Here is a 12918-nt window from a genome sequence, read left to right on the forward strand (position 1 = left end):
GCGTTATCAGCTTCGGGTTCTGATCTGCGTCAGGGTACGCGTCGGCGTGATCGCTTCCGCATCCAGCTTCACCTCGATGATCGCCGGTTTGCCGCTTGCCCGTGCCCGTTCGAAGGCGGCGGCGAAGTCTTGCGTTCTTTCTACCGTTTCGCCGTGTCCGCCATAGGCTTTGGCAAAGGCGTTGAAATCCGGATTGACGAGATCGGTGCCGCTGACACGACCGGGATATTCCCGCTCCTGATGCATGCGGATCGTGCCATAGGTGCCGTTATTGACCAGCACGGTGATGATTGGCAGCCCGTAACGCACGGCGGTGATGAATTCCTGCCCGTGCATCATGAAGCAACCGTCACCGGCAAAGCAGATCACCTCGCGCTCCGGGAACAGGTGCTTGGCGGCCACCGCCGCCGGCAGGCCGTAACCCATGGAACCTGATGTCGGGGCCGATTGCGTGTGGAAACGGCGGAAGCGGTGGAAGCGGTGCAGCCAGGTGGCGTAATTGCCGGCGCCATTGGTGAAGATGGCGTCTTCAGCAACGTTCGCCTCGATCCAGTCCATGATCGGACCCATCTGCACGGCGCCGGGGCCTGTCTGTGGCGGCGTTGACCATTTGAGATAGGCCTCATGCATTGAGGCCGTGCGATCGGCCCAGGCGGCATTGCCGGCAAGATCGATGGAGGCAAGGGCGGCAACGAAATCGTTCGGGGAGGCGCAGATAGCGAGGTCCGGCCGATAGACGCGGCCAAGCTCTTCCGCCTCCGGATAGATATGGATGAGCTTCTGCGACGGGTAGGGAATATCGAGCAGCGTATAACCGGAGGAGGGCATTTCGGAGAGGCGGCCACCGAGCAGCACCACGAGGTCGGCTTCCTTGATTTCCCTGGCCAGTGCCGGGTTGATGCCGATGCCGACATCGCCTGCGTAGGAGGGGCTCAGATGATCAAACAGCATCTGGCGGCGGAATGAACAGCCCACGGGAAGTTTGTGCTTTTCCGCAAAAGCCTTGAAGCCCGTGACGCTTTCCTCGGACCAGCGGGTGCCGCCGGCGATGAAGACCGGGCGTTTTGCCTCGCCCAGCATTTTGGCGAAGGCGGCCATTTGCGACAGGCCTGGATGTGCCTCGACGGGCGTATAGGGCTTTGCCTCGGGAGCTTCGACCTCTTCCACCAGCATGTCTTCGGGCAGCGTCAGCACCACGGGGCCGGGGCGGCCGGAAGTGGCGACGGCAAAAGCGCGGGTAACGAATTCGGGAATGCGGCGGGCATCATCGATCTCGCCCACCCATTTTGCGAATTCGGTAAAGGCGCGGCGATATTCCACTTCCTGAAAGGCCTCGCGCTCGCGGGCATCCCGCTGCACCTGACCGATGAACAGGATCATCGGAATGGAATCCTGCCTTGCAATGTGCAGACCGGCCGAAGCATTTGTGGCACCGGGGCCACGGGTCACCATGCAGATGCCAGGCTCGCCCGTCAGCCGCCCCCAGGTATCGGCCATCATGGCTGCGCCGCCTTCCTGACGGCAGACCACGGTTTCGATGCCGCTTTCATAAAGCGCATCCAGAACGGCCAGATAGCTTTCGCCCGGAACGCAGGAAACGCGGGAGACACCATTGGCCTTCAGCGCTTCGACGATCAATTGCCCGCCTGTTCTTTTCATTCCGGCTGCAGTCATGGCGTCGTGGTCCTTTCGATGTTTTCCAGTTCGGCCAGCACCTGCGCCTGATGTTCGCCGAGCTTAGGGCTCGGGCGTTCATAACGCAGCGGCGTCTGAGACATGATAATGGGTGTGCGGACACCGGGGATGACAGTGCCGTCTTCCGCTTCCAGATCGATACGGAGGCCGCGTGCCTTCACCTGCGGATCCGCGAACATTTCCTCGATGGAATTAATCGGTCCGGCGGGGACGGCGTTCTTCTCGCAGGCGGTCAGAAGATCGCGCTTCTGCCATTTCAGCGTCTCCGTGGAAATGATCTGCCGCACCTCGACCTTATGCGCCACGCGGGCCTTGTTTGTCGCGTAACGTTCGTCATCGGCGATCGAGCCGATGCCGAGGATATTGCAGAGGCGGCGGAACTGACCGTCATTGCCGACCGCGAGGATCAGGAAGCCGTCGGCCGTTGGCACCACCTCATAGGGGGAGATATTCGGGTGGGCGTTGCCGAGCCGGACGGGAGGCCTGCCGGAGATCAGGTAATTCATGTTCTGGTTGGCGAGAACGGCCGATTGCACATCGAGAAGCGCCATGTCGATATGCTGGCCTTCGCCAGATCGAAGGGCGTGGATCAGGGCCGCCTGAATGGCCGATACGGAATAGATGCCGGTGAAGATATCGGCAACCGCCACGCCCGCCTTCATCGGCTGTCCGTCGGCTTCGCCCGTAATCGACATGAAGCCGGACATGCCCTGCACGATATAATCGTATCCGGCGAGATCGGCATAGGGCCCGGTCTGGCCGAAGCCGGTGATGGAGCAATAGATTAGCTTCGGATTGAGCGCCCTGAGGCTTTCGTAATCGAGGCCATATTTTGCAAGTCCGCCGCGCTTGAAATTCTCGATGACGACATCGGCGGTGCGCACCAGCCGGCGCACCAGTTCGCAGCCCTCGGGTGTTTTGAGATCGGCGACGATGGAGCGTTTGCCGCGATTGGTGGCGTGGTAATAGGCGGCGGAGAGGTTTTCTCCGTCATTGCTCTCAACGAAGGGCGGTCCCCATGCGCGTGTATCATCGCCGCCTTCGGGGTTTTCGACCTTGATAACGTCTGCGCCCATATCGGCCAGCATCTGCCCCGCCCAGGGACCGGCGAGAACACGCGCCAATTCGATGACGCGGATGCCCGATAGCGGCGGTTTCCTGTTCGGCTTGTCGGTCATCTATCCCCCGGTACTTGGTGTCTGCCGGTTTATAGACCGCTGCTTGCCGCGTCGCATGTGATTTTATCTCATGGACTTATTCCGTTTTGGAACGGCACTAAACTGGGGCTGACACGGCAGCTTCGACATTCGGTATTTTGAGAGTCCCCTAATTCCGTCATTCCGGCTCAAGGCCGGAATGACGGGGAGGGCGTTTTACTGTCATCCACGACGCGGCCGCACCAGGCGGCGAAATCCGCTACGACGGGCTGCCAGCCGATTTCGTTCAGGGTTTCGTGCCGCATGCCCTTGTAAATCGTGTGCTCGACATGGCTGAAGCCCGCCTCCCGGAAACGTTCGGCAAGCCACACGATCTCCCTGCCGTCATTGGTGGCGGCGTCCTCATCACCGCTCACCAGCAAAAGCGGCAAAGCCTTCGGCAGACGCTCGATAAGTTTCGGGCCGCGATAGGAGAGTGCAAAGACATCCTGCCAGAGAGAAACGCTCGCCTCGAACTGGCAGAGCGGGTCTTCCACATAGGCGTCAACCGCCGCCTTGTCGTGGCTCAGCCAGTCCGCATGGGTGCGCTTTTCCGGCATTTTCGCGTTCCAGGCGCGGAAAGTGGCTTTCGGCAGGATGGCGCTCGGCACATCCGAGCCTTTCAGCATTTTTTCCAGCCGCAACACAATCTGCGCGAAACGGCCCATAAGACCGGGATTGAGATTGGAATTCCAGATCGACAGACCATCGAAGGGGTCGGGGTAACTGACAGCGGTATTGAGCGCCACGAGGCCCCCCATGGAGTGGCCGAACAGGATCACCGGCAGGCCGGGATGCCGCTCGCCGGCCAGCCGGCGCATCGCCATGACGTCGGCCACGACCTTGTCCGCGCCATCCTTCCAGGCAAAGCGGCCAAGAGGCGCATCCGCTGCTTTCGTGCGACCGTGGCCGCGATGGTCGTGGGCATAGACCTCGAAACCCTGCTGCGACATGACGTCGGCAAAACGGCGGTAACGGCCGGCATGTTCCACAAGGCCGTGGCAGATCATCAGCACGCCGCGGGCGGGAGCAAGGGCGGAAGGTTGATGACGGAAGGCGATGGATGCGCCAGAAGGGGCTTCCAGCCTCTCAATCCGGCTGAATGCGAAGTTATCGGTCGTCTCATTCATCGTCGCACCCGTCGTCTCATCGCGCAGCGTGTCATAATCATGGGGTCATAATCGTGCCAGAGGTTGCCCCAAGGTCCTATTTACCCTACATAGCGGCAAATTTCCCGATACGTACTCTTAAAAATCCGATGTGGAGCATTCGCTACAATGGCACGTCAATTCATCTATCACATGGCTGGGCTGAACAAGTCCTATGGCGCGAAGAAGGTTCTGGAGAATGTGCATCTCTCCTTCTACCCTGACGCCAAGATCGGTATCCTCGGCCCGAACGGCGCGGGTAAGTCGACCGTTCTCAAGATCATGGCCGGCCTTGACAAGGAATATACCGGTGAGGCCTGGCTCGCTGAAGGTGCGACGCTCGGTTATCTCGAGCAGGAGCCGAAGCTCGACGAAAACAAGACCGTGATGCAAAACGTCATGGAAGGCGTGGCGAGCAAGACGGCGATCGTTGACCGCTACAACGAGCTGATGATGAACTATTCCGACGAAACGGCGGAAGAGGGCGCGAAGCTTCAGGACATCATCGACAGCCAGAACCTGTGGGACCTCGAAAATCAGGTCGAAATGGCCATGGACGCCCTGCGCTGCCCGCCCGGCGATTCGCCGGTGACCGGCCTTTCGGGTGGTGAGCGCCGCCGCGTGGCACTGTGCCGTTTGCTGCTGTCGCAGCCGGACCTGCTGCTGCTCGACGAACCGACCAACCATCTGGACGCTGAAACCATCGCCTGGCTCGAAAAGCACCTGCGCGACTATCCCGGCGCCGTGATGATGATCACCCACGACCGCTACTTCCTCGACAACGTGACGGGCTGGATTCTCGAGCTCGATCGTGGTCGCGGCATTCCTTACGAGGGCAATTACTCCGCTTATCTGCAGGCGAAAGCCAAGCGCATGCAGCAGGAAGCCCGCGAAGATGCTTCGCGTCAGAAGGCCATCAGCCGCGAACAGGAATGGATCGCCTCCAGCCCCAAGGCCCGCCAGACGAAGTCCAAGGCGCGTATCAAGGCCTATGACGAGCTGGTGGAAGCAGCGGAAAACCGCCGTCCCGGCGATGCGCAGATCGTCATTCCGGTCGCTGAGCGTCTGGGCCGCGTCGTCATCGAGGCTGAGAACCTCACCAAATCCTATGGCGACCGCGTGCTGATTGAGAACCTGTCCTTCAAGCTGCCCCCGGGCGGTATTGTCGGCGTCATCGGCCCGAACGGCGCTGGCAAGACCACGCTGTTCAAGATGATCACGGGTCAGGAGCAGCCGGATAGCGGTTCGATCACGGTCGGTGATACCGTCCAGCTCGGTTACGTCGACCAGAGCCGCGACGCGCTGGCGGGTGACAAGACCGTGTGGGAAGAAATTTCCGGTGGTAACGACATCATCAAGCTCGGCAAGTTCGAAGTGAACTCGCGCGCCTATTGTGGCGCCTTCAACTTCAAGGGCGGCGATCAGCAACAGAAGGTCGGCAACCTCTCGGGTGGTCAGCGCAACCGCGTGCACCTTGCCAAGATGCTGAAGGCGGGCGGCAACGTACTGCTGCTCGACGAACCGACCAACGACCTTGATACGGAAACGCTGGCGGCGCTCGAAGAAGCGCTGGAAGCCTTCGCCGGTTGCGCCGTTATCATCAGCCACGACCGCATGTTCCTGGACCGCCTCGCGACCCACATTCTCGCTTTCGAGGGTGACAGCCACGTGGAATGGTTCGAAGGCAACTTTGAAGACTACGAAAAGGACAAGGTCCGTCGCCTCGGCCCGGAAAGCATCAAGCCCGGCCGCGTGAGCTACAAGCGTCTGACACGCTGATCCGTTTGTCATCACTTCAAAAAAGGCCCGCCGCAAAGCGGGCCTTTTTCCGTGTAATAAGTGGAGATGATCGTCTCGCGCGGCACTTTGCGCTTGCATCTCGCGCCACATCGACATAAAGATATCTTTATATCTTGATTAGCTTGCGAGGCGCGGCAGAGTGGCGTTCGGTCTGGACAAATTGGTGGATCTCCTGAAGGCGGCGGGTGAGCCGACGCGCTTCCGGTTGCTGGCGCTTCTTTCGGCCGGCGATCTGACGGTGACCGACCTTACCGAAATCCTTGGCCAGTCGCAGCCGCGTATCTCCCGTCACCTCAAGCTTTTGACGGAAGAGGGGCTGATCGAGCGTTATCAGGAAGGTGCGTGGGCCTATTTTCGCTTGCGGCAGGATGGCGAGCCTGCGGGTGTCGTTCGGCAGTTGCTTGCAGCGGCCTCGCCTTCCGACGCGGTTCTTCAGCGTGACAGTGAGCGACTGGCCGCCGTCAAGCGGGTGAGGGCGGAGCGGGCGCAGGATTATTTCAGCCGTAATGCGTCCGCCTGGGACGAACTGCGTCGCCTGCATGTCAGCGACGAAGCCGTGGAAGGCGCGCTGCTGAAGCTGGTGGGCACCACGCCCGTCGATTCGCTGCTCGATCTCGGCACGGGCACCGGCCGTATCCTGCAGCTTCTGAGCGGCATTTATCGCCGTGCCATCGGCGTGGATGCGAGCCGCGACATGCTTTCGGTAGCACGCGCCAATCTGGACAAGGCGGGCGTGGTGAACGCCTCTGTGCGCCATGGCGATATTCTCAATCTGCCGCTTGAGGGACAGGATTTCGATCTGATCGTCATCCATCAGGTGCTGCATTTTCTCGACCAGCCGGAGATCGCCCTTTCGGAAGCCGCGCGTATGCTGCGTCCGGGCGGTCGGTTGATCGTCATCGATCTTGCGCCGCATTCCTTTGAATATCTGCGCGACGAGCACGCGCATGTGCGGCTAGGCTTCTCGCACCCGCTGATGGAAGAGTGGATGAAGAAGGCCGGGCTTTCTCTGGAGCGTGCCGTCGATCTGCATTCTGAAAAGGCGTCCGACGAAGCTCTGGACGTCACGATTTGGGTTGCCCGCGACCAGCGGCTGCTGATGGCAGACGATGTGGCGCAAGAGGCGGTTTTACTTCGCTCTGGGAGGGCATGATATGTTGAGGTCGGAAACCGCACGCCGTGATGGCGACATCCGGTTGTCTTTCGAATTTTTCCCGCCCAAGAATCCGGAGATGGAAACCCAGCTCTGGGAAACGGTTGCCGAGCTCAAGAAGTGGAACCCGGACTTCGTGTCCGTCACCTACGGTGCCGGTGGTTCCACCAAGGCGCCGACGCTGGACGCGGTGCGCCGGATGATCGGCGACAGCCATCTGGCGACGGCTGCACATCTGACCTGCGTGGACGCGAGCCGCGATGAGGTGCATCAGGTCGTCGACGAGTTTCGTAATGCGGGCGTTCGTCATTTCGTGGCGCTGCGCGGTGATCCCTCCACCGGTATCGGCACGGCTTACCAGCCGCATCCGCAGGGTTACGAGAACGCCGCAGCGCTGGTAAAGGGCCTCAAGGAGCTGGGCGACTTTGAGATTTCCGTCTCCGCCTATCCTGAAAAGCATCCGGAAAGCGCAAGTGAAGCTGTTGATATCGACATGCTGAAGCGCAAGGCGGATAATGGCGCTACCCGGGCGCTGACGCAGTTCTTCTTCGATAATGACGTGTTCGAACGCTACATGGAACGGGTTACGGCGGCGGGGATCACCATTCCGGTGGTTCCGGGCATCATGCCGATCCAGAATCTCACCCAGCTCAAGCGTTTCGCCGGACGTTGCGGCACAAGCATTCCTGCGTTTCTGGATGAGCGTTTTGAAGGCTATGACGAGGATCTGGAGGGCCGCGCCCGCGTGGCCGCAGAGGTTGCGGCCGAGCAGATCGCCGATCTCCAGCGGCGCGGCGTCAATGAGTTCCACCTCTATACCATGAACCGCGCGCCGCTGGTGGATGCCGTGCTTGAAAATCTGGGCCTGGAGCGTCTGCGCCGCAGCGCCGCGTGATTTCAGCCAGTCTATTTTCGGACAGAAAAAAGCGCAGGTCCCTCGGGGCCTGCGCTTTTTAATTCGTGTCATCTACGGTTCTTCACTGCGTTTGGTCTTCACGTCTCGTCAGATGAAAAGCATCATCGCTACGAACAAAAACGCCAAACCGACTGCCAAGGCATTGAGAGATTTTGTAAGTCCCATGGGTGCCTCCTCTTGTTGACAGCTTCGATAATATGACCGTTTTGTGGCAGTTGAAAAGCGGTTTTTGTGATGCGGCGCAGCACGTCTTTCAGGGCCTCAAAAAAGGAATTTCCGTAATTATTTGAAAATGAATGGTTATTTTCTTATCACGCAGTGCTTCATGTGTTTAAAAAAAGTAAATGACCGGGGTTTTATCCCCAGTCATCCGGTCGAGATTAACGATTTCCGCCTTGATTCCGACCGACAGATTAAGGGTCGGAGAGCAGCGTTAAGACAGGTTAAAGCGCCTGTAGAAGAGCTGCCGTAGGCCAGCCGTCCGCCGGCATGCCGAGGCGCTGCTGTTCCTTCTGGATGGCGACGCGGGTGCCAGAACCGAGAATTCCATCCACCTTGCCGACATTGTGGCCGCGTGCTTCGAGCTTGGACTGAAGCTGCTTCATGGTGGCGTCATCAAAGCCGGGATCTGGGTTGCCCTTGTCATAGACCGGGCCGCCCATCAGGCGGGTAGCGAAATAGGCGGCCGAGGTCGTGTAGATGAACGACTGGTTCCATTCCAGATAGATGTTGAAGTTCGGATAGGTGAGGAAAGTCGGACCCTTGCGGCCCTGCGGCATGATGAGTGCGGCGGGAAGGGAGGCGAAGTTCTTGTTGCCATCGCGCGGGGTGACGCCAAGCGCAAACCATTCGCCGGCGGTCAGCGGGCCGCCAAGGCCGGATTTTTCCCAGGGCAGGTTCTCGGGCAGGGAAACTTCCTGAATCCAGGGTTCTCCCTTTTTGAAGCCGAGGTGCTGGATGAATTTTGCACCCGTCAGAATGGCATCGGGCGCACTGCTCTTGACGTTGATGTGGCCGTCACCATCACCATCGACGCCGAAGGCGATGATATCCTTCGGCAGCATCTGCACCTGGCCGATTTCGCCGGCCCATGCGCCCGTATTGGTGGCAGGATCGAGATCGCCATGCTGAACCATTTCGATCAGCGCGAGCAGCTGCGGACGGAAGAGCTCCGGGCGGCGGCAATCATGCGACAGGGTTACCAGCGCGTTGCGGGTATTGAAATCGCCCTGAACGGCGCCAAAATCGGTCTCCATGGCCCAGAAGGCGGCAATGACGCCAGCGGGCACGCCAAACTCATTTTCGGCGCGGGCGAAGGTGGAGGAGAGCTCCTGCAGCTTCCTGCGGCCGATATCAAGGCGGGCCTGGCTGACGGTGCGCTGCGAGAATTCGAGGAAAGTCTGGCGGAAAACGCCCTGCGCGCGGTCACGCGATAGCACCTTCTGGTCGATCTGTGCGCCCGCCAATGCCTTCTGGATCGCATCTGCCGGAATGCCCTTGGCAAGCGCATCGGCCTTGACGCCTTCAAGAAACGTACCGAGATCACCACCGCAGGCGACCTGCTTGGGATCGTCAGGCGATGCAACCGGTGGCGTGGCGAGGGCTGCGCTGGAAGACAAAAGAGACAAAGCGGCGGCAAAGATGATGCTGCGCGACCGGAACGTGGGCATGGGAATTTCCTCGATAGGTTGTTAGCCCGCTTTACCCATATGTTTGCGACAAAAAAACGGATCGGGCGATCTGACGTGGTGGAACAACGCCGAATTTTGGAAAGTGTTGCTTCTTGGCCGTTCTATTTGGCCGAAGCGATCCATTTCCGCCAGTTTTTCTCGCTTCCGGCAAAGACGTTGATGTCGGTCGGGCCATTTACGCCGGGTACGACGCCTGTTGCGGTGTATTGCCAGAAGGCCCATTGCCGGTCTTCATAGATCTTGGTCGGATGCGCGGCGACGGACCGCACCCAGAAATGATAGTCCTTGAACTGGCCGACGAGATTGTCGCGGTGGAAATCAACCGAGGTATAGATAATCGGACGTTTGCCGTAATGGGCTTCGATGCGGTCGAGGAAGCGCTGCATTTCGGCGCGTACGATGCCGGGGGCCGGGCGCGTCTTACAGGTGGGGGAGGCAGGGTTCCACTCCACGTCGAGAACCGGTGGCAACGTAACGGCGTCCTTCGGCACGTTGCGAATAAACCAGTCGGCCTGCGCGTCTGCCGTCGAGCAGAAATAATAGAAGTGGTAAGGCGCATGCAGAATATTCGCGGCTGCGGCGCTGCGCCAATGGTCGCCGAATTTCGGATCGATTCGATCCGACCCCTCCGTTGCCTTGATGAAGACGAATGACACGCCCGACTTGCGCACGGTCTGCCAGTCGACATCGCCATTCCATTTGGACACGTCGATGCCGTGCACCTCATGGCGGTGCGGGTTGTTGACGCCGAAATCCTGCGGGTCGGTATCGGAAAATTTTGGCTTGGATACGGACGCGGTTTCGAGCAGATCGTAACTCGTGGAGGTGCAGCCGCCGATCAATAGCAAAGCCGACAATAGTGCCGATAAACGCAGCCGCATTGGAACCCTGATGAAAATATTGCCCCTATACGGCCGCCAAAACGGCGCGCCGTATCTCCCGATTTACGCATAACATGGTAAACAAACTGATATGGCAAGTGGCAACGTGCTTTTTGCACCCGACAGTCGCTGGATTTTGAAGCGATTTGCGCATCCATCGCCGAATAAGGCGCTGCAGGAGCCTTGACGGTGACGCCCCTCGGCGCTGCGCGGGGTCCGTTCTGCCCTCTGGAATCAGGCCTCGGCCAGGATGCGGTGGATTTTCGGTTGCTGCGCTTCAGTGACCGGAAGGGTAATGACAGCCCGCCAGGCGTAACCACGGGCGATTTCCTCAAATTCGAGGTTGCCATCAAAACGGCCTGCCATATTGGCCAGAACATAGCGAAGATTGGCGCGGGGCGTGACATGGAAGCGCGTGAGCCAGCCGTGCAGAAGCGTGCGGAACCACTTCGGCAGCTGTTCCTGCTGGCCGAAATCGACAATATGCAGCGCGCCACCGGGTTTCAGCGCCTTGAGCGCCTGTTCCACTGCCTTTTCCCAGTCCGGTATCATCGACAGCGCATACGGAATCATGACCCGGTCGAACCCGTCGGGCTGACCGAACTCGGCGGGGCGGAAAGCGGTGGCGTCGGCCACGCGCAAAATCGGGCGTTCCGCCCTGCCGGCGAAATTCTCGGCTGCGGTCAGCAGCATTTCGGCGGAGATGTCGAGGCCGAATAGTTTGGCGTCAGGAAACCTGCGGCCGGCCAGCAGCAGGTTGCGACCGGTGCCGCAGCCGACTTCCAGGAGCGTGCCGCCCTTTGGTACGTTCAGGCCGGAAATGGTCCGGTCGCGGCCAAGAAGGTAATATTTGCGGGTGATATCGTAGATATGTCGCTGGTGGCGATACATGCGGTCCATCAGGCTCGCATGTGCACTATCTGCAAGACTTACATTCTCACCGACGGTTTTCATGCCATAGCCCTCTGGTAAATATGGAAACCGCCATAAATGGCCGAGCGGTCCAAGGCGTTGAGCTCGCTGGAGCGCTCTTCCAGATAGACCCACTGATTGCGGATATCGGGGGAAAGCCGGCCTTCGATCACGCTCTTTTCGGCTGCGGTGCGGAAGATGACGCGGGCGCCCGATGCGGCGGTGCGGCTGATCTGCGACCACAATTCGTTGAGCTGCACATCCGTCATCCAGTCCTGCGCGTCCAGGAGGATATAGCGGTCGACGGCGCTTGCCGGCTTTTTGGAGAGAAGCTCGGTGTAGGTGGCGTGATGCACGGCGACGCGCGCCGTATTGTTGCGGATTGTCTCGTAATATTCGGACTTGAGATAGGCGGGCAAAGAGCCTTCATGCGGCTCCGGATAACGGCGTGCAAAGGCCTGCCAGGCAAAATAATTGTCGCTCAGCGGAAAGTTGCAGGCGAGTTTTTCCAGCCGCTGCTTCAGAACCGAGGCAACCGTGCCGTCATCGGAAAGGCTTGCCAGTTCGTCATATTGGCGGGGCGGTATGCCGAGACCGAAGAGGGAGCTTTTGCGTTTCGTCAACCAGCGGACCACCTTCTTTTCGAAGAGCGGCGCGACCTTGCTGTCGAAAAACTGGCGCTGTTCTTCGAGCGTCCGGGCCCTGGCCATTTCGGTGAGCTTCACACCGTGCAGCCTGGCCATGAGATGGCCTGCGCCGATGAAGCGTCCGAGCAGGCCGGTGTGATAGATGTTCCTGTCAAACACCGAAATGCGACGACGGCCGGAAAGCATGCGCTTCGACCAGTAGGCCTTGGTCGTGGCATCAAGATGTTCGGCGATGAAGCGATCGTAACCGTGGCTATTGCTGCGCATATTGGCGCGGCCGAAGTGACGCACCACGTCCTGATGGGCGGGCAGATGGCGGAAGGCGGCGAGCTTCAGCTTGTTCAGCGCAATGTGATGCGGATTGAGGTCAACCACGTCGATGCTGGCCGGGTTGCGCGAGAGATAGGCCAGCATGTTGCAGCCGCCGGAACCGATGGTGACGATACGGTGACCTTCGCCCAGCTCCATCGCCTCCATGTCGATCTCGGGATCTTCCCAGATTTGCGGATAGACGAGACCGGAGAAGAGAACGCCGAAGAACCGTTCGGAGAGGCCGCTTTTCGAGAGAGCCTTGTGCTGGAGCAATGCGGACTTCAGTTTCGTGTTCTTGCTGAAGCCGGTCTTGGGTGCCGCACTCGTCATTTGTTCACCTCTCAGTCGATTGAGAGGCGTCTACAGCCGTGACGCTACAGTTTGATGACAGGGGCTGTGGGCGAAGGCGGGGAATGATGGAGACGCTGGAAAACCAGACGGGGCCGGCAGTGCGGGACACAAAGAACCGCCCCAGCGACGGATGGGGAGGCAACTGGCGCCGCTACGGATACGTCGCCTCGGGCTCGTCACGAGGATCTGCACGTCCTGATATTTGCGAGGTTTTCA

General features: G+C 59.7%; 10 protein-coding genes. 3 read left to right on the top strand and 7 right to left on the bottom strand.

Features of this window, described 5'->3' with window-relative positions; genetic code table 11:
* Positions 1-6: 6 nt before the first annotated feature.
* From K7A42_RS23230 to K7A42_RS23240, 3 genes are all read right to left on the bottom strand, one after another.
* Positions 7-1674: a thiamine pyrophosphate-binding protein gene (locus K7A42_RS23230; protein WP_037089856.1), complete on the bottom strand. Its 1668-nt coding sequence runs from the start codon at positions 1672-1674 to the stop codon at positions 7-9.
* Complete coding sequence (locus K7A42_RS23235; RefSeq protein ID WP_282455954.1) at positions 1671-2873, bottom strand: CaiB/BaiF CoA transferase family protein; 1203 nt, start codon at positions 2871-2873, stop codon at positions 1671-1673. Before K7A42_RS23235 ends, K7A42_RS23230 begins: the two co-directional genes overlap by 4 nt.
* Before the next feature lie 167 nt (positions 2874-3040).
* Positions 3041-4021, bottom strand: a complete 981-nt coding sequence (locus K7A42_RS23240; RefSeq protein WP_037089860.1) for an alpha/beta hydrolase — start codon at positions 4019-4021, stop codon at positions 3041-3043.
* Positions 4022-4168: 147 nt separating this feature from the next.
* On the opposite strand from K7A42_RS23240, the gene ettA reads away from it, so the two are divergent.
* The 3 genes from ettA (at position 4169) to metF (ending at position 7887) form a co-directional block, all read left to right on the top strand.
* Positions 4169-5818, top strand: a complete 1650-nt coding sequence (gene ettA, locus K7A42_RS23245) for an energy-dependent translational throttle protein EttA (protein WP_022556616.1) — start codon at positions 4169-4171, stop codon at positions 5816-5818.
* A gap of 160 nt (positions 5819-5978) precedes the next feature.
* On the top strand, positions 5979-6992 hold the full coding sequence (locus K7A42_RS23250; protein ID WP_004442828.1) for an ArsR/SmtB family transcription factor: 1014 nt from the start codon (positions 5979-5981) through the stop codon (positions 6990-6992).
* A 1-nt stretch (position 6993) separates the two neighbouring features.
* The gene (metF, locus tag K7A42_RS23255) at positions 6994-7887 is read left to right on the top strand and encodes a methylenetetrahydrofolate reductase [NAD(P)H] (protein WP_167497160.1); all 894 of its coding nucleotides are present in this window, start codon (positions 6994-6996) and stop codon (positions 7885-7887) included.
* Positions 7888-8351: 464 nt separating this feature from the next.
* On the opposite strand, the gene K7A42_RS23260 is transcribed toward metF, so the two are convergent.
* The 4 genes from K7A42_RS23260 to K7A42_RS23275 all read right to left on the bottom strand — a co-directional run bounded on the left by K7A42_RS23260 (position 8352) and on the right by K7A42_RS23275 (position 12681).
* Positions 8352-9578: a lytic murein transglycosylase gene (locus K7A42_RS23260; protein ID WP_282455955.1), complete on the bottom strand. Its 1227-nt coding sequence runs from the start codon at positions 9576-9578 to the stop codon at positions 8352-8354.
* Between the two features lie 122 nt (positions 9579-9700).
* Positions 9701-10480, bottom strand: coding sequence for a GH25 family lysozyme (locus tag K7A42_RS23265; protein ID WP_004442823.1), 780 nt, complete (start codon positions 10478-10480; stop codon positions 9701-9703).
* A 234-nt stretch (positions 10481-10714) separates the two neighbouring features.
* Positions 10715-11434, bottom strand: coding sequence for a class I SAM-dependent methyltransferase (locus K7A42_RS23270; RefSeq protein ID WP_037089868.1), 720 nt, complete (start codon positions 11432-11434; stop codon positions 10715-10717).
* Complete coding sequence (locus K7A42_RS23275) at positions 11431-12681, bottom strand: DUF3419 family protein (RefSeq protein ID WP_282455956.1); 1251 nt, start codon at positions 12679-12681, stop codon at positions 11431-11433. The genes K7A42_RS23270 and K7A42_RS23275 overlap by 4 nt, the downstream gene beginning before the upstream one ends.
* Positions 12682-12918 lie beyond the last annotated feature (237 nt).

The sequence above is a fragment of the Agrobacterium sp. InxBP2 genome (assembly GCF_026191755.1).
Classification (GTDB): Bacteria; Pseudomonadota; Alphaproteobacteria; order Rhizobiales; family Rhizobiaceae; genus Agrobacterium; species Agrobacterium pusense.

Excerpts from the sequence above, each read along its gene's own strand:
- K7A42_RS23230 (WP_037089856.1), bottom strand. The coding sequence starts at position 1,674 with ATGACTGCAGCCGGAATGAAAAGAACAGGCGGGCAATTGATCGTCGAA.
- K7A42_RS23235 (WP_282455954.1), bottom strand. The coding sequence starts at position 2,873 with ATGACCGACAAGCCGAACAGGAAACCGCCGCTATCGGGCATCCGCGTC.
- K7A42_RS23240 (WP_037089860.1), bottom strand. The coding sequence starts at position 4,021 with ATGAATGAGACGACCGATAACTTCGCATTCAGCCGGATTGAGAGGCTG.
- ettA (WP_022556616.1), top strand. The coding sequence starts at position 4,169 with ATGGCACGTCAATTCATCTATCACATGGCTGGGCTGAACAAGTCCTAT.
- metF (WP_167497160.1), top strand. The coding sequence starts at position 6,994 with ATGTTGAGGTCGGAAACCGCACGCCGTGATGGCGACATCCGGTTGTCT.
- K7A42_RS23260 (WP_282455955.1), bottom strand. The coding sequence starts at position 9,578 with ATGCCCACGTTCCGGTCGCGCAGCATCATCTTTGCCGCCGCTTTGTCT.
- K7A42_RS23265 (WP_004442823.1), bottom strand. The coding sequence starts at position 10,480 with ATGCGGCTGCGTTTATCGGCACTATTGTCGGCTTTGCTATTGATCGGC.
- K7A42_RS23270 (WP_037089868.1), bottom strand. The coding sequence starts at position 11,434 with ATGAAAACCGTCGGTGAGAATGTAAGTCTTGCAGATAGTGCACATGCG.
- K7A42_RS23275 (WP_282455956.1), bottom strand. The coding sequence starts at position 12,681 with ATGACGAGTGCGGCACCCAAGACCGGCTTCAGCAAGAACACGAAACTG.